Origin of the sequence: Pseudokineococcus lusitanus (genome assembly GCF_003751265.1) — a bacterium.
GTDB lineage: Bacteria > Actinomycetota > Actinomycetes > Actinomycetales > Quadrisphaeraceae > Pseudokineococcus > Pseudokineococcus lusitanus.
This window is the reverse complement of the sequence record NZ_RJKN01000004.1, coordinates 160,909-177,796: the sequence shown is the minus strand read 5'-3', so window position 1 is coordinate 177,796 and position 16,888 is coordinate 160,909. Positions and strand designations below refer to the sequence as shown.

Sequence of the window (16,888 nt, the reverse complement as noted above, 5' to 3'; positions counted from 1 at the left end):
GCGGCAGCCACGTCCGTCTCGCCGGGCCGCGCGGCCGCCGGGGTGCACCACACCCGGAGGACTGCCGCGGCTACCCGGGACGAGGCAGCCCGGCAGCGCAGGACCGAGACATCGCGAGACATCGCGAGACGACCCCGACAGGACGAAGGCAACGACCGTGCGCACGTTCTCCCCCAAGCCCGCCGACGTCGAGCGTCGGTGGCTCGTCATCGACGCCGACGACGTCGTCCTCGGCCGCCTCGCGACCCACGTGGCGTCGCTGCTGCGCGGCAAGCACAAGACGACCTACGCGCCCCACGTCGACACCGGCGACTTCGTCGTCGTCGTCAACGCGGACAAGGTCGCCCTGACCGGCAGCAAGCGGGACCAGAAGATCGCCTACCGCCACTCGGGCTACCCGGGCGGCCTCACGGCGACCTCCTACACCGAGCTGCTCGAGAAGAACCCCGAGAAGGCCGTCGAGAAGGCCGTCCGCGGGATGCTCCCCAAGACGACGCTCGGCCGGGCCATGATCAAGAAGCTCAAGGTCTACTCGGGCCCGTCGCACCCCCACGGCGCGCAGCAGCCGCAGCAGTTCCAGATCACCCAGGTCGCGCAGTAGCCCCCTCGCGCCCGGCCCAGCACCCGTTCCCGAGGAGACACCCGTGACCGTGCAGACCGACTCCACCGACTACCAGGACGGCGGTCTCGACACCACCGTCGAGGACGACGCCCCCAGCAGCTACACGAGCGAGAGCGCCCCCACCGTGGGCGGCGGCTCGAGCATCGTGGCCCCCGCGATGGCCACCGGCCGTCGCAAGGAGGCCGTGGCCCGCGTCCGGATCGTCCCGGGCACCGGCCAGTACTCGGTCAACGGCCGCGAGCTCGCGGCCTACTTCCCCAACAAGGTCCACCAGCAGCTCGTCAACGACCCGTTCACGGTCACCGAGCTCCAGGGCCGCTTCGACGTCGTCGCGCGCATCGACGGCGGCGGCCCCTCCGGCCAGGCCGGCGCCCTGCGCCTCGGCATCGCCCGCGCGCTCAACGCCGTGGACGTCGAGGCCAACCGCGCCACGCTGAAGAAGGCCGGCTTCCTCACCCGTGACGCGCGGGTCAAGGAGCGCAAGAAGGCCGGTCTGAAGAAGGCCCGCAAGGCGCCTCAGTACTCCAAGCGCTGACCTGCGCTCCGAAGGCCCCGGGGTTCGACCACCCCGGGGCCTTCGTGCGTCCGGGGCCGTCCGCGGCCGTGGACGACCGGCCCCGGGGCCGGCCCGGGCACGACGGCACGCGACGACCAGGAGGACCAGTGGGCAGGCTCTTCGGCACGGACGGGGTGCGGGGCGTCGCGAACGTCGCCGTCACGGCGGAGCTGGCGCTCGACCTGTCGGTCGCGGCCGCGCACGTGCTCGCCGACCGGGGGGCCTTCAGCGGCCACCGGCCGCGCGCCGTCGTCGGCCGCGACCCCCGCGCCTCGGGCGAGTTCCTCTCCGCCGCGGTGACGGCGGGCCTCGCGAGCGCCGGCGTGGACGTCGACGACGTCGGCGTCGTCCCCACCCCGGCGGTGGCGGCCATCGTGGCCTCCTCGGGCGCGGACCTCGGCGTCGTCCTCTCGGCCTCGCACAACCCCATGGCCGACAACGGCATCAAGTTCTTCGCGCGCGGCGGCCACAAGCTGCCCGACGACGTGGAGGACGCCATCGAGCGGCGCAGCGGCGAGGCGTGGGCCCGGCCGACGGGGGCGGCCGTCGGACGCGTCCGGCGCGACGACGAGGCCGGGCGGGCGTGGGCGCGGGCCCTCGGCGCGGCCGTGCCGCACCGGCTCGAGGGGCTGCGCGTCGTCGTCGACTGCGCCCACGGGGCGGCCTCCGAGCTCGGCCCGCTGGCGCTGCGGACGGCCGGGGCCGAGGTGCTCGTCGTCGGCGCGGAGCCGGACGGCGTCAACATCAACGACGGCGTCGGCTCGACGCACCCGGGCGTGCTCCAGGAGGCCGTCGTCGCCCACGGCGCCGACCTCGGCGTGGCCTGGGACGGCGACGCCGACCGCTGCCTCGCGGTCGACGCCACCGGCGCCCTCGTCGACGGCGACCAGGTCATGGGCGTCCTCGCCCTCGGCCTGAAGGAGGCGGGGGCGCTGGCGGACGACGTCCTCGTCACCACCGTCATGAGCAACCTCGGGCTCACCCTCGCGATGGAGGAGGCCGGCATCCGGTGCGTCCGCACCGCCGTCGGCGACCGCTACGTCCTCGAGGAGATGCGGCGCGGCGGGTACACGCTCGGCGGCGAGCAGTCCGGGCACGTCCTCCTGCTCGACCACGCGACGACCGGCGACGGCGTGCTGACGGCGCTGCACCTCCTCGCGCGCGTGGCCGCCACGGGCCGCCCCCTCGCCGAGCTGGCGGGCGTCGTGCGCCGGCTGCCGCAGGTCCTCGTCAACGTCGCCGGGGTCGACCGGTCCGCCGCGGGCACCGACCCGGGCGTCCGCGACGCCGTCGCCGCGGCCGAGGCCGACCTGGGGGAGACCGGTCGGGTGCTCCTGCGGCCGTCCGGCACGGAGCCGCTCGTCCGGGTCATGGTCGAGGCGCCGACCGCCGAGCAGGCGCAGGACGTCGCCGACCGGCTGGCCGGCGTGGTGCGCGACCGCCTGGCGCTGCGCGAGGACTGACCCGCCGCCGGCCCGTGCCGGGAAAGCGCTGGACGGCACGCCCCGGGCCTCGCCAGGGTCGGCGCGTGACCTCCTCGCCGCGCCCGGCCGCCGTCTCCGTCGTCGAGTGCGCCGGCGACGACCCCGCCTTCCTCGCCTCACGCTTCGACGCCTGGTTCTCCGCCCTCGAGGCGGGGCTGGGCGGTGACCTGCCGACCGCGTCCGTGTGGCCGCGCGCCGAGGCGAGGCTCGTCGTCGCGGACCGGCAGCCCGGGGAGGACGTGCGGCTGCTCACCGCGACGGACGCGGACGGGCGCGTCGTGGGCGCCGGTCTCGTCGACGTCCCCCTCGACGACAACCGTGACCTCGTCTCGGCCGACCTGGCCGTGCCGCCCGCGCACCGCCGGCAGGGGGTCGGCTCCGCCCTCGCCCGGGCCGTCTGCGACCTCGCGGAGCGGCTGGGCCGGCCCCGCGTCCTCGGCGAGGTGGCCCTGCCCGTGGGCCGGGAGCCCGGGACCTGGCCGGGTGCCGTCGCCACGACGCGGTGGGGATTCACCCTCGGCGTCGCCGACGTCCGCCGCGAGATGCCGGTCCCGCCGGACCCGGCCGCGGCGGAGGCCCTCGAGCGGCTCCGGGCCGCCGCGCTGCCCCACGCCGCGGGCTACCGGTGGGAGGTGCTGCGCGGCGCGCCGTCGGGGGAGGACGCGGAGGCCGTCGCCGGCCTGTCCTCGCGCATGCTCGCCGAGGCCCCGCAGGACGCCCTCGTCGTCGAGCCCGAGGCCGTCGACGCGGCGAAGGTGCTCGCCCGGCACGCGCGGGACGTCCGGCTGGGCCGGCGGATGTGGACGGCCCTCGCCCGACGGCGCGAGGACGGCGCGGTGGCCGCCTACTCGGTCCTCCAGCGCAGCGCCCACGAGCCCGACGTGCTGCGGCAGGAGGACACGCTCGTCCTGCCCGGGCACCGCGGCCACCGCCTCGGCCTGCTGCTCAAGCTCGCGACGCTGGACGCGGCGCTGGCCGACGGCCGCGCCGAGGGCTGGGCGGACGGCCTCCGGGCGGTGCGGACGTGGAACGCCGCCTCGAACGGCCCGATGGTCGCCGTCAACGAGGCCATGGGCTTCCGGCCGGTCGAGGAGCTGCACGAGATCCAGGCCGACGTCGCCGCGGTGCGCGCCGTCGTCGGCCGCGCCTGACCCCTGCTGCCGCTGCGGCGAGGCACGTCGGCGCCGTCGTCCCCCCGAGGAGCCCCGTGGGTGGCGCTGCGGCGCCCATGTGCCCCGGCGGTGTCGCGGGTGGCGCTCCGGCGCCCTGCTGCCGCGGGACGTCAGACCTTGCGCAGCCGGACCCGGCGCACGGTGTGGTCGGCGTCCTTCGTGAGCACGAGGGAGGCGCGGCCCCGCGTCGGGAGGACGTTCTCGACGAGGTTCGGCTCGTTGACGGCGCCCCAGATCTGCTCGGCGAGGGCGACCGCCTGGTCGTCCGACAGGCCGGCGAAGCGCCGGAAGTAGGACTCGGGGCGGGCGAAGGCGGTCTCCCGCAGCCGGAGGAAGCGCTCGACGTACCAGCGGCGCACGTCGGCCGTCCGGGCGTCGACGTAGATCGTGAAGTCGAAGTAGTCGCCGACGGCGAGCCCCAGCCGCCCGTCGGTGCGCGGACGGGCCGGCTGCAGGACGTTGAGCCCCTCGACGAGGAGGACGTCGGGCTGGCGGACGACGACCTCGGCGCCCGGGACGATGTCGTAGACGAGGTGGCTGTAGACCGGCGCCCGCACCTCGGGGACGCCCGACTTCACGTCCTTGACGAAGCGCAGCAGGGCGCGGCGGTCGTAGGACTCGGGGAAGCCCTTGCGCTCCAGCAGCCCCCGGCGCTCCAGCTCGGCGTTGGGCCGCAGGAAGCCGTCCGTCGTCACGAGCTCGACGCGCGGCGTCGCCGGCCAGCGCGCGAGGACCTCGCGCAGCACCCGCGCCGTCGTCGACTTGCCCACGGCGACGGAGCCGGCGACGCCGACGACGAAGGTCGTCGGCGCGGTCTGCTCGCCGAGGAACGCCGTGCGGGCCGCGTGCAGCGCGCGGGACGCCTCGACGTACAGCTGGAGGAGGCGGGAGAGGGGGAGGTAGACCTCCTCGACCTCGGCGAGGTCGATGGGCTCGCCGAGCCCCCGCAGGCTCGCCAGGTCCTCCTCGGAGAGCCGGAGCGGCGTCGACGGCGCCAGCGCGCTCCACGCCGCCCGGTCGAGCTCGACGTAGGGGGAGGACTCCGACGACTCGGCCACGGGCGCCGATGCTGCCAGGTGACGCGGGGGTGGACGGCACGCGACCGGCCGGGGGCCCCGGCCGGCCGGTGCCGACGGGCGTCCCGCGGCACGTCGCGGCACGGGCGGCACCGGCGGCGCACCTACCCTGAGCCGCATGTGCGGGATCGTGGGCTACGTCGGGACGCCGGGCACGGGTGCGGCGCTGGAGGTCGTCGTCGACGGCCTGGCGCGGCTGGAGTACCGCGGCTACGACTCGGCCGGCGTGGCGCTCGTGGGGCCCGACGGGGGCCTCGAGGTCCGCAAGAAGGCCGGCAAGCTCGTCAACCTCCGCGACCTCCTCGAGGCGTCGCCGCTGCCGCCGTCGGCCACCGGCATCGGGCACACCCGCTGGGCGACCCACGGCGGCCCGACCGACGTCAACGCCCACCCGCACCTCGCCGGCGAGGGCGAGGACGAGGTGGCCGTCATCCACAACGGCATCATCGAGAACTTCGCCGCGCTGCGCGCCGAGCTCGCCGCCGCGGGCGTGACGCCCGTGTCGGAGACCGACACCGAGATCGCCGCGCACGTCCTCGCCCGCGAGCTGGGCCGGGTCCGCGAGGGCGGGCAGACCGGGGCCGAGGCGCTGACGGAGGCCGTGCGGCGGACCTGCCGCCGCCTCGAGGGGGCCTTCACGCTCCTCGCCGTCCGCGCGCACGAGCCCGGCACCGTCGTCGGCGCCCGCCGCAGCTCCCCCCTCGTCGTCGGGCTCGGCGACGGCGAGACCTTCCTCGGCTCGGACGTCGCGGCCTTCATCTCCCGCACCCGCTCGGCGCTCGCGCTCGGGCAGGACGAGGTCGTGACCATCACGGCCGACGGGGCCGCCATCACGACCTTCGACGGCGAGCCCGTCGAGGGGTCGCCCTTCCACGTCGACTGGGACGTCGCCGCCGCCGAGAAGGGCGGCTACCCGTCCTTCATGGCGAAGGAGATCGACGAGCAGCCCCGCGCCGTCGCCGACACGCTGCTCGGCCGCAGCGACGAGCAGGGCCGCCTGGTCCTCGACGAGGTGCGCATCCCCACGGAGGAGCTCGCCGCCGTCGACAAGGTCGTCGTCATCTCGTGCGGGACGTCGAGCTACGCCGGGCAGGTGGCCAAGTACGCCGTCGAGCACTGGTGCCGGATCCCCGTCGAGGTCGAGTACGCCCACGAGTTCCGGTACCGCGACCCCGTCGTCGACGAGCGGACGCTCGTCGTCTCGATCTCCCAGTCGGGCGAGACGATGGACACGCTCATGGCCGTGCGGCACGCGCGCGAGCTCGGCGCCCGCACCCTCTCGATCTGCAACACCAACGGGGCGACGATCCCCCGGGAGTCCGACGCCGTCCTCTACACGCACGCCGGGCCGGAGATCGCCGTCGCCTCGACGAAGGCCTTCCTCGCGCAGATCACCGCGTGCTACCTCCTCGGCCTCTACCTCGGCCGCCTCCGCGGCACGGCGAGCGCCGAGCTCGTCAAGGAGGTGCTCACCGAGCTCCACGCCATGCCGGAGAAGGTCCAGACCGTCCTCGACGGCCTCGACCGCGTGCGGGAGATCGCGCGCTTCATGGCGGACTCGCGCTCGGTCCTCTTCCTCGGCCGGCACGTCGGCTACCCCGTGGCGCTGGAGGGGGCGCTCAAGCTCAAGGAGCTCGCCTACATCCACGCCGAGGGCTTCGCGGCGGGCGAGCTCAAGCACGGGCCGATCGCGCTGATCGAGGCCGGGCAGCCCGTCTTCGTCGTCGTGCCGCCGCCCTCGAGCCCGCACGGCCTGCACGGCAAGGTGGTCTCCAACATCCAGGAGATCCGGGCGCGCGGCGCCCGCACCCTCGTCATCGCCGAGGAGGGGGACGAGGGCGTGGCGCCCTTCGCCGAGGAGGTCATCTCCGTCCCCGCGTGCCCGCCGCTGCTCATGCCGCTGCTCACCGTCGTCCCGCTCCAGGTCTTCGCCGCCGAGCTGGCCGCCGCCAAGGGCCTCGACGTCGACCAGCCGCGCAACCTCGCGAAGTCGGTCACCGTCGAGTGACCCCCGCGGGGGCGGACGGCGCGGGCGGTGCGGTCGGGGGCGGGCTGCTCGTCGGGGTGGGCGTCGACGTCGTCGACGTCGACCGCTTCACGGCCGTGCTCGCGCGCGACGACGCCCGCGGCGGCGCCCTGCGCCGCCGGCTCTTCGACGACGACGAGGCCGACCTGGCGCCGCGCTCGCTGGCGGCGCGCTTCGCCGCGAAGGAGGCGGTGGCCAAGGCCCTCGGCGCCCCGCCCGGCCTGCGCTGGCGGGACGCCCGGGTGCGCCGCGGCGAGCACGGCGCCCCCTCGCTCGAGCTCCGCGGCACCGTGGCCGACCTCGCCGCCCGGCTCGGCGCCGGCGCCGTGCACCTGTCCCTGTCCCACGACGGCGGGGTGGCCACCGCCTTCGTCGTCGTCGAGCGCGCGCAGCCCCTGCCGGCCGCGCCGCTCGTGCCGCCCCCGTCGCCCCCGTCGCCCGCCCCGGAGGTCCCGTGATCCGCGCCCACGCCGCCGACGTCGTCCGCACCGCCGAGGAGGCCGTCGCGGCCGGGCTGCCCGACGGCCTCGCCACCCTCGTCGCCCGCGCGTCCGCGGCCCTCGCGCGGGTCGTCGGGCAGGAGCTGCGGGACGTGGCGGGGCGCGTCTACGGCGGTGCCGTCGTCCTCCTCGTCGGGGGCGGCACCAACGGCGGCGACGCGCTGCACGCGGGCGCGCTGCTGGCCGCCCGCGGGGCGGCCGTGACGGCGCTGCTCGCGACGCCGTCCGCCCACGCGCCCGGTCTCGCCGCCCTGCGCCGGGCGGGCGGGCGGGTCCTGGCGGAGGACGCGGCCGCGGGCGCCGCGGGCCGGGCCGCCGTGGGGGCCGCGGACGTCGTCGTCGACGGGCTGCTCGGCACGGGCGGCCGCCCGGGCCTGCGCGGGACCGCCGCCGTCCTCGCCGGCGCGGTGGCGGCCGGGGGCGCACGGGTCGTCGCCGTCGACGTCCCCAGCGGGACGGACGTCGGCACCGGGGCCGTGCCCGCGGGCCCGGTCGACGCCGGGAGCGCGCCGTGCGTGCGGGCGGACGTGACGGTCGCCCTCGGCACCGCCAAGCCGACGCTGCTGCTGCCGCCGGCCTCGGCGCTCGCCGGCCGGGTCGTCGTCGCCGGCATCGGGCTGCGGCCCGACGACCTCGGCGCCCCGGCCGTCGAGCGTCTCGGCGCCGCCGACGTCGCCGCGCGGTGGCCCCGGCCGACGGGCACCTCGGACAAGTACTCGCGCGGCGTCGTGGGTGTCGTGGCCGGGGGCGCGACGTACACGGGGGCCGCCGTCCTCGCGACGGGCGCGGCGACCCGCGCCGGGGCGGGGATGGTGCGCTACCTCGGGCCCGCGCGGCCCACCGACCTCGTCCGGGCGCGCTGGCCCGAGGTCGTCCCCGGCCCGGGGCGCGTGCAGGCGTGGGTCCTCGGGCCGGGGGTGGACCCGGACGACGAGGAGCAGGGCGACCACGTGCGGGCCGCCCTCGCCGAGGACGTGCCGTGCGTCGTCGACGCCGGCGCCCTGCCGGCCCTCGTGACGGCGCTGGCCGACGGCGCCCGCGGGGACGGCCCGACGCTCCTGCTGCCGCACGCCGGGGAGCTGGCCCGCCTGCTCGGGCAGCTGGGGACCCCCTGCGGGCGGGACGACGTCGAGGCGCGCCCGCTCGAGCACGCGCGGCGCGCCGCCGACGCGACGGGCGCCGTCGTCCTCCTCAAGGGCGGCACGACGCTCGTCGTCCCGCCGGGGCGGGCCGGCGCGGGGGCCGTGCCCGTGCGCTCGCAGGCCGACGGCACGCCGTGGCTCGCGACGGCCGGGAGCGGCGACGTCCTCGCCGGCGTCGTCGGCGTCCTCGCGGCTGCGGGCCTCGACCTCGCGGACGCCGGGGCGCTCGGGACCGCCGTCCACGGGCTCGCCGGCTCCGCGGCGTCGGCGGGCGGACCCCTGCACGCCGAGGCCGTCGTCGCGGCCCTGCCGGAGGTGCTCACCGCCCTCCTCGAGGACGTGCCCACCGGCTGACCGTCCCGGCCGCCGCGGCCGGCCGGCGAGGTGCGGCGCGCCGCCGCGCGCCGAGCCGCACGGCCCGCGGCGCCGCCCGGTGGGAGACTGCCGCCGATGCCCGACCGGACGACGACCCCGACGCCCCCGTCGACGCCCCCCGCGACCGGGGGCCCGACGGCCCCCGTCGTCCCCGCGTGGGCCGACGTCGACCTCGACGCGGTGGCGGCCAACGCCGCGCTCCTGCGCGAGCGCGCCGGGGGCGCCGCGCTCATGGCCGTCGTCAAGGCCGAGGGGTACGGGCACGGCGCCGTCCCCGCCGCGCTCGCCGCGCTCGAGGGTGGGGCCACGTGGCTCGGCGTGGCCCACCTCGACGAGGCGCTCGCGCTGCGGGCCGCCGGCATCACGGCGCCCGTCCTCGCGTGGGTGCTCGTCCCGGGCCAGGACACGACCGCGGCGGTGGCGGCCGGGGTGGACGTCTCCGCCTCGGCGCCCTGGGCGGTGGACGCGCTCGCCGGCGCCGCCCGCCGGACCGGGCGGACGGCCCGGGTGCACCTCAAGGTCGACACGGGCCTGTCCCGCGGCGGGGCGACGGCGCACGACTGGCCCGACCTCGTACGCGCGGCCGCGGCCGCGCAGGCCGAGGGCGCCGTCGAGGTGGTCGGCGTCTGGTCCCACCTCGCCTCGGCCGACGACCCGGCCGCGGACGCCCTCACGCACCGGCAGGCCGACCGGCTCGAGGAGGCCCTCGCCGTCGCCGCCGGCCTGGGGGTGCGGCCCCCGCTGCGGCACCTCGCCAACTCCGCGGGCGTGCTGGCCCACCCGCGGACCCGGCTCGACCTCGTGCGCGCGGGGATCGCCGTCTACGGGGTCACGCCCTCGCCCGTCCGGGGCTCGGCGGCCGACCTCGGCCTCGTGCCCGCCATGGCGCTGCGGGCGCGGCTGTCGCTCGTCAAGGAGGTGGGGCCCGGGGAGGGCGTCTCCTACGGCCACCAGCACGTCACCGCGGCGCGGACGCGGCTCGCGCTCGTGCCGCTGGGCTACGGCGACGGCGTCCCCCGGCACGCGAGCGGGACGGGGCCCGTGCTCGTCGGCGGCCGCCGGCACCCGGTCGCCGGCCGCGTCTGCATGGACCAGGTGGTCCTCGACCTCGGCGACGACGCGGCGGCCCGCGCCGTCCGGGCCGGCGACGTCGTCGAGCTCTTCGGCACGGGCGCGGACGGCGGGCCGACGGCCCAGGACTGGGCCGACGCCGCCGGGACCATCGGGTACGAGGTCGTCACCCGCCTCGGCGCGCGCGTCCCGCGCCGCTACTCGGGCGCGGTCGCCCGTCGGCACGGCCTCGACGTCGCCGGGTCCGCTGCGGCGCAGGTGCTCCCGTGAGCGCCCTGCGGCTGGTCCCCCTCGGGCTGGGCCTGGCGGCCGCGGGGGTGGGCGCCGCCATCGGCCTGGGCGCCGAGCGGGTCGCCGTCGGCCGCCCGCTCCTGCCGGGCCGGCCGCGGGGGCCCCGGCGCGAGGTCCCGCTCGGCTCGCTGACCGGGCCGTCGACGACGGTCCGGACGGGCGACGGCACGGCGCTGTACGTCGAGGTGGACGACCTGCCCGCCGACGAGGCCGCCCGGGCCGCCGCCGAGCACCGGCCCACCGTCGTCCTGTCCCACGGCTACGGCCTCAACCTCGACTTCTGGCACGTCCAGCGCCTCGCCCTGCGCGGCCGCTACCGCCTCGTCCTGTGGGACCAGCGCGGGCACGGGCGGTCCCAGCGCGGCCCGCAGGGGTCGGCGACGATCGACCAGGTGGGGGAGGACCTCGCCGCCGTCGTCGCGGCCACGGCGCCCGAGGGGCCGCTGGTCCTGCTCGGCCACTCGATGGGCGGCATGGCGGTCATGGCGCTCGCGGCGCGCGACCCCGACCTCGTCGCCGAGCGCGTCGTCGGCACCGCGCTCGTGTCGACGAGCTCGGGGGGGATGGAGGCCAACGACTTCGGCTTCGCCGCCCTGGCGCCGCTGCTGCGGAGGGTGGCGCCGACCGCGCTCGGCCTGCTGAGCCGGCAGGCGGCCCTCGTCGAGCGGACCCGCGCCCTCGGCGGCGACCTCGAGGCGCTGCTCGTGCGGCACTGGTCCTACGCCTCGGACGTGCCCGAGGACGTCGTCGACTTCACCTCGCGCATGATCGCCGGCACGCGGGTCGAGGTCATCGACGACTTCTTCCCGGCCTTCGCCGCCCACGACAAGGCCGACGCCCTCGGCGCGCTCGCGGGCGGCGAGGTGCTGGTGCTCGTGGGGGCCGACGACCTCCTCACGCCGCCCTCGCACAGCGAGGAGATCGTCCGGCGCCTGCCCGCGGCCGAGCTCGTCGTCGTCCCGGACGCCGGCCACCTCGTCCCGCTCGAGCACCCCGAGGTCGTCCAGGCCGCCGTCGAAGGGCTCCTCGAGCGGGCGCTGCGGCTCGTCGAGCACGACCGGCGGTCGGCGTGACCGGCTCCGCCGCAGGCAGTCCCGAGGTCGTCGAGGTCGTCGTCGACCTGCCGACCGCGGACGCCACGACGGACCTCGGCCGCCTGTGCGGCCGCCTGGTCCGGGCGGGCGACCTCCTCGTCCTGTCCGGCGACCTCGGGGCCGGCAAGACGACGCTGACGAAGGGCCTCGGCGAGGGCCTCGGCGTGCGGGGCCCCGTGACGTCGCCGACCTTCGTCGTCGCCCGCCTCCACCCCTCGACCGTCGGCGGGCCGCCGCTCGTCCACGTCGACGCGTACCGGCTCGGCGGGGCGCTCGAGCTCGACGACCTCGACCTCGGCACCGAGCTCGAGGAGGCCGTCGTCGTCGTCGAGTGGGGGAGCGGCCTCGTCGAGCACCTCGCGGAGCAGCGGCTCGAGGTCGCGCTCGGCCGCGACGACGGGGACGCCGACGCCGTGCTCGCCGGCACCGCGGACGTCGACGAGGCGAGACGGGCGGTGCTGCGGGGCACGGGCCCGCGCTGGTCCGGTCTCGCCGCGGACCTCGGCGTGGCGTCGGACGACGCCCCGGGTCGACGTCCCCACGAAACGGACCGAAACCGCTTGCCGTAGACATGTCCGGCGTGCTGAGGTGAGGCGTCCCCTCCCTCAACGTCGAGGAGAATCATGTCCGGCACCCCTCCACGCCCCTCCGGCCGACGGCGGTCCGTCGCCGTCGCGGGCGCCCTGGCCGCCACCCTCGCGGGCACGCTGCTGGCCGCCGTCCCGGCCACCGCCTCGGGCGCGGCCGCCCCGGCGAGGCCCAACAGCGGCATCGGCTACCCGGTCTTCACCGGTGACGCCGAGCCCGTCCCGCCCCTGCCCGCCGGCCCCGTCGTCGGCGGCCAGATGCGCGCCACCTTCGAGGCCGACCGCGCCGCGGGCGCCGGCACCTCGCCCGACGCGGACTTCTGGGTCGACGACCTGCTCGCGCGGACCGGGACGGCGGGCGCCTTCGGCGACAGCAACAGCTGGCTCTTCACCCGCGGCCGGGCCGCGTACATGTACACCCACTCCCCGGGCGACCTCGGCTTCGTCGGGCGTCCGGCCTACGTCGACGACCTGGGCGGCGACGCCCTCCTGCGCGTGGAGGTGCTCGTCGACGGCCGGGCCGTGGCGCTGACCGAGGAGACGGCGGCGCGCAAGCAGACGCCGAGCTACTGGACGAGCACGCACGTCGGGGGCGGCGTCCGCGTCGTCCAGACGAAGTTCATGACCGACGCGAACGTCGCCGTCGTCCTGCTGGAGATGTCGAGCACCGACGGCACGGCGCGGACGGTGACGGTGCGCGGTGCCTCGCCGCTGGCGGGCGTCGTCGAGGGCGACGAGGTCGTGGGGGCGCTGTCCGCGCCGCGGGACCTCACCGAGCTGCGGCCCCGCCTGTCGGGCGACGGCTTCGCGGCGTCCGACGGCGCGGTGACGCGCGAGGTGGCGGTCCCGGCGACGGGCAGCGCCGCCGCGAAGGTCCAGCTGGGCCTCGTGACCGACGAGATCGCCGCGTCCCGCACCGACTACGACGCCGTCCGGGCGGAGGACGGCCCGGCCGCGTACACGCGGCACGTGACCGACTACAACGCGTGGTGGGCCGACCAGGTCCCCTACCTCGACACGCCCGAGGACAACATCGACAAGACGTTGTTCTACCGGTGGTGGTTGATGCGCTTCAACTTCCTCGACGCCGACGTCCCCGGCAACGACTACCAGTTCCCCACGTCGATGGAGGGGGTGCTCGGCTACAACAACAACATCGTGCTGACCACCGGCATGTTCATCGACGACCTCAAGTACTTCAAGGACCCGGTCTACTCCTACGGCCCCTGGGTCTCGGCGGGCGAGGTGGCGCGCAGCCACCGCCTCGTCGACAACCCGGGCGACCCGGCGAACTGGAGCAACAGCTACACGCAGTACGTCACCGAGGCGGCCTGGCGCTCCTACCAGCTCCACGGCGGTCCGGCGGTCGTCGCCGAGAACCTCGCCCGCTACGGCGACGACGACGTCGCGGGGCTGCTCGAGGACTACGACACCAACGACAACGGCCTCATCGAGTACGACTGGGGCGCCATGACCGGCAACGACGCCGATGCGGTGTCGTTCGACTGGGGCGCGCGCAACGGCGGTGCGCGGATGGACCGCACGGAGAACGCCTACCTCTACTCCAACGCCCTGGCGGCGGCGGAGGGCTACGAGGTCGCGGGCCGCACCGAGGACGCCGAGCGCATGCGCGCCGTCGCCGAGCGGGTCAAGCGGGCGGTCGTCGACACGCTGTGGGACGCCGACGACGACATGCTCAAGCACCGCCAGTCCGTCGGCCCCGAGCGGCTGGTGGAGTGGAAGGAGATCAACAACTACTACCCGTTCTCGGTCGGGCTGATGCCGAAGCCGGGGGACGCGGACTACGACGACGACTACACCGAGGCGCTGCGGCTGTGGGAGGACTCGGAGGAGTACCCGATCTTCCCCTTCTACACGGCCAACCAGCGAGACGCCCTCGAGCGGGGGGACGAGGGCAGCAACAACTTCTCCGTCATCAACTCGACGGTGACCTTCCGGATGCTCTCGAGCGTCCTGCGGGACTACCCGACCGAGTACCTCGGCGCCGAGGACTACAAGAAGCTCCTCTACTGGAACGCCTGGGCGCACTACATCGGCGGCGACAACCGGCTGCCCGACCAGAACGAGTTCTGGGCGCAGGGCTCGGCCAACACCTCGTGGGGCGACGAGCAGGGCATCGGCTACCGCTCGTGGATCCACCACACGATCCTCGGCGCGACGAACTTCACCGTCATCGAGGACGCCATGGGGTTCCGGCCGCGCAGCGACGCGAAGGTCGAGGTCGACCCGGTCGACGTCGACTGGCCGCACTTCCGCGTCGACGGCATCCCCTACCGCGGCGGCGAGCTCGCCGTCGTCTGGGACGCGCCCGGCGACGGCGAGCGCCCCTACGGCGAGGACGTGCCCGAGGGCTACTCCGTCTACCTCGACGGCGAGCTCGGCTTCACGCTCGACGGTCTCGGGCAGGCGGTCTGGGACCCGGCGACGGGCGAGGTGGAGGCCGCCGACGGTCTCGCGGTGACCTCCGCGACGACGGCCGACCTGCTCGCCCCGCAGGACGTGCGCTTCGCCGACGACGACCGTGTCGTCGACGTCATGGCCAAGGCCGGCGCCGACGTCCGGACCGCCACCACGGACGTCGCCCCGGTCACCGAGGGGCGGCCGGCGGAGGCCACGCACACCGCGTCCGACGCGTGGAGCTCCGCCGCCGCGGCGGTCGACGGCAGCACCGTCAACGAGCCCTTCTGGGGGACCGCGGGCACGTCGTCCGGGTCCGACGCGCTGACCGTCGAGCTGGACGGGGAGCAGACCGTCGACGAGGCGCGCGTGCACTTCTACCGGACCTCCACCTCGGACGCCCCGCAGGGCGGCCGGACGGCGGGGACCCGGCCCGGCTACGCGGCGCCGGAGTCCTACCGGCTCGAGTACCGCACCGGCGGCGGCTGGCAGCCGGTGCCGCAGCCCTCGGCGACGCCGTCGGCCCCGCGGGCCAACCTCAACGTCCTGCGGTTCGCGCCCGTGACGACGACGGCGCTCCGTCTCGTCGTCGACCACCACCCCGGCTCCGCCACCGGCGTCAAGGAGCTGGCGGTCCGCTCCACCGGTGAGCCGGTCCCGGTGTCGCAGAACGCGTCCCCGGTGGTGCGGGCCCGGGTAGACGGGCCGTCCGCGGGCGGCACCGTGCCGCTGCGCGGCGAGGTGCGCGACGACGGGCTGCCCGGCGCCGGGCTCACCTCCACGTGGTCGGCCGTCGAGGCGCCGGCCGGCGCGACGGTGATCTTCCGCGACCCGGCGAGCCCGAGCACCACGGCCCGCGTCACGGCGGCCGGGCGCTACGTGCTCCGGCTCGAGGCCACCGACGGGGCGCTGACGTCCGCGGAGGACGTCGTCGTCGAGGTCGCGGAGACCGACGTCGCGGGCCTCGAGGTCTCGCGCCAGGCGACGCCGACCGCGTCGTACACCGCGGGCTGGAACCGGGTGCAGGCCGTCAACGACGGCCAGGCCCCGACGAGCGGCGGTGACCAGCAGCTGGTCTGGGGCACGTGGTCGGGCGACCGGCCCGCGCAGCAGTGGCTGCAGTACACGTGGGAGCGCCCGGTCCGGGTGGCGAGCTCCGAGCTCGTCTTCTGGTCGGACAGCCCGCAGGGCACCGGGGACGGCGTCGCGGTCCCGGCGGCGTGGACGGTGCAGGCGCAGGTCGACGGCGCGTGGGTGGACGTCGCGTCCGGCCGCGGCGCCGAGACGGGCAGCGCCGGCTTCGACGTCGTCACGACGTCGGCGCTGCGCGTCGTCCTCGACGCGGCACCCGGGACGGCCGGCGGGTACTCGGCCGTCGCCGTCTCCGAGTGGCGCGTGCGCGCCGACGCCCCGACGGCGGTCGAGGAGCTCGACGTCCGCACGGCCGTCGGCGAGCTGCCCGAGCTGCCGGCCGAGGTCGACGTCGTCTACGCCGACGGCACGCGGCTGCGCTCCGCCGTGGTCTGGAGCGCGGTGACGGCCGACCAGGTGTCCGGCGAGGGCAGCTTCGACGTCGTCGGCGCGGTCGACGGCACGGCCCTGCCGGCCACCGCGACGGTCTGGGTCCGGGCGACGCCGCCGGGCCAGGTCAACACCGTCGACCCGGTCGCGGTGACGACGGTCGCCGGCACGGCGCCGTCGCTGCCCGGCAGGGTGGCCGTCCAGTACAACGACGGCTCGCGGGAGATGCTCGACGTCGCGTGGGACGCCGTCGACCCGGCCGCGTACGCGGCGCCGGGCACCTTCGAGGTGCGCGGTGCCGTCGAGGCGGCCGGCACGACGACCGCCGTGGCCCGGGTGCAGGTCCTCGCCCCCGGCGAGGAGCCGGACCCCGACCCGGACCCCGACCCCGAGCCCGAGCCGGAGCCCGGGACGGACGTGTCGGTGCTGGCCGCCCTGCGGACGGCGAGCGGTGCGCCGGACGCCGACGGGTCCGACCACGACGTCGTCGTGGCGCTCGTCGAGGGCGTCCTCGAGCGCCGTCCCGGCTCCCCGGTCGCGGTGCTCGACGACCCGGAGGCCGCGCTGACGGCCTTCCTGCCCGACGACGCCGCCATGGGCGCGGTGTACGACGACGTCCTCGGCGGCCGGGTCCCGCGCTCGGAGGCGGTGCTCGCGCAGCGCCTCCTGCGGGTCTGGGGCGCCGGGCGCGTGGAGCGGCTGCTGCTCGGCCACGTCGTCCCGGACGAGCGGCTGACGGCCGCGCGGCTGGGCGCCGCGGCGTCCGACGGGCTGGTGCTGACGACGGCGGCCGGCACGGAGCTGGCCGTCGAGGTCGTGGACGGGGCGCTGGTCCTGTCCACCGGCCGCCGGTCGGCCACGGTCGTCGCGGCCTACGCCGACGTCAACGGCGACCAGCGCCAGGTCGGTCACGGCGTGGACGCCGACCTCCGCCCCCAGCGGTAGCCCGGCCG

12 protein-coding genes are annotated in these 16,888 nt (G+C 77.0%); 11 read left to right on the top strand and 1 reads right to left on the bottom strand.

The genetic code is table 11. The annotated features are described in order from the left end of the window. Window positions 1-157: 157 nt before the first annotated feature. The 4 genes from rplM (at window position 158) to EDC03_RS17605 (ending at window position 3,813) form a co-directional block, all read left to right on the top strand. A complete protein-coding gene (gene rplM / locus EDC03_RS08925; protein WP_123379881.1) occupies window positions 158-601 on the top strand; it encodes a 50S ribosomal protein L13 in 444 nt (147 codons plus the stop codon). A 49-nt stretch (window positions 602-650) separates the two neighbouring features. Then, window positions 651-1,157: a 30S ribosomal protein S9 gene (gene rpsI / locus EDC03_RS08920; RefSeq protein WP_422393816.1), complete on the top strand. Its 507-nt coding sequence runs from the start codon at window positions 651-653 to the stop codon at window positions 1,155-1,157. A gap of 128 nt (window positions 1,158-1,285) precedes the next feature. Beyond that, window positions 1,286-2,641, top strand: a complete 1,356-nt coding sequence (gene glmM / locus EDC03_RS08915; RefSeq protein WP_123379880.1) for a phosphoglucosamine mutase — start codon at window positions 1,286-1,288, stop codon at window positions 2,639-2,641. 65 nt (window positions 2,642-2,706) lie between these two features. Continuing rightward, complete coding sequence (locus EDC03_RS17605) at window positions 2,707-3,813, top strand: GNAT family N-acetyltransferase (protein ID WP_158674254.1); 1,107 nt, start codon at window positions 2,707-2,709, stop codon at window positions 3,811-3,813. A gap of 131 nt (window positions 3,814-3,944) precedes the next feature. Here the strand turns inward: EDC03_RS17605 and coaA are convergent, their stop codons facing one another. Then, complete coding sequence (gene coaA, locus EDC03_RS08905; RefSeq protein ID WP_241967112.1) at window positions 3,945-4,892, bottom strand: type I pantothenate kinase; 948 nt, start codon at window positions 4,890-4,892, stop codon at window positions 3,945-3,947. Window positions 4,893-5,028: 136 nt separating this feature from the next. Here coaA and glmS point away from each other — a divergent pair, with 136 nt between their 5' ends. The 7 genes from glmS to EDC03_RS08870 all read left to right on the top strand — a co-directional run bounded on the left by glmS (window position 5,029) and on the right by EDC03_RS08870 (window position 16,880). Beyond that, window positions 5,029-6,918: a glutamine--fructose-6-phosphate transaminase (isomerizing) gene (gene glmS / locus EDC03_RS08900; RefSeq protein WP_123379877.1), complete on the top strand. Its 1,890-nt coding sequence runs from the start codon at window positions 5,029-5,031 to the stop codon at window positions 6,916-6,918. A gap of 44 nt (window positions 6,919-6,962) precedes the next feature. Then, window positions 6,963-7,394 carry a holo-ACP synthase gene (locus tag EDC03_RS08895; RefSeq protein ID WP_123380088.1) on the top strand — a complete coding sequence of 144 codons (432 nt, stop codon included), beginning with the start codon at window positions 6,963-6,965 and terminating at the stop codon, window positions 7,392-7,394. Further along, window positions 7,391-8,932 carry a bifunctional ADP-dependent NAD(P)H-hydrate dehydratase/NAD(P)H-hydrate epimerase gene (locus tag EDC03_RS08890; protein ID WP_123379876.1) on the top strand — a complete coding sequence of 514 codons (1,542 nt, stop codon included), beginning with the start codon at window positions 7,391-7,393 and terminating at the stop codon, window positions 8,930-8,932. The genes EDC03_RS08895 and EDC03_RS08890 overlap by 4 nt, the downstream gene beginning before the upstream one ends. A 96-nt stretch (window positions 8,933-9,028) precedes the next feature. Further along, a complete protein-coding gene (alr, locus tag EDC03_RS08885; RefSeq protein ID WP_123379875.1) occupies window positions 9,029-10,294 on the top strand; it encodes an alanine racemase in 1,266 nt (421 codons plus the stop codon). Then, window positions 10,291-11,388 carry an alpha/beta hydrolase gene (locus EDC03_RS08880; RefSeq protein WP_123379874.1) on the top strand — a complete coding sequence of 366 codons (1,098 nt, stop codon included), beginning with the start codon at window positions 10,291-10,293 and terminating at the stop codon, window positions 11,386-11,388. Before alr ends, EDC03_RS08880 begins: the two co-directional genes overlap by 4 nt. Further along, entirely contained in the window at window positions 11,385-11,978 is a 594-nt protein-coding gene (gene tsaE, locus EDC03_RS08875) for a tRNA (adenosine(37)-N6)-threonylcarbamoyltransferase complex ATPase subunit type 1 TsaE (RefSeq protein ID WP_123379873.1), read from the top strand. Before EDC03_RS08880 ends, tsaE begins: the two co-directional genes overlap by 4 nt. Before the next feature lie 54 nt (window positions 11,979-12,032). Then, window positions 12,033-16,880: an Ig-like domain-containing protein gene (locus EDC03_RS08870; RefSeq protein WP_123379872.1), complete on the top strand. Its 4,848-nt coding sequence runs from the start codon at window positions 12,033-12,035 to the stop codon at window positions 16,878-16,880. Window positions 16,881-16,888: the final 8 nt, after the last annotated feature.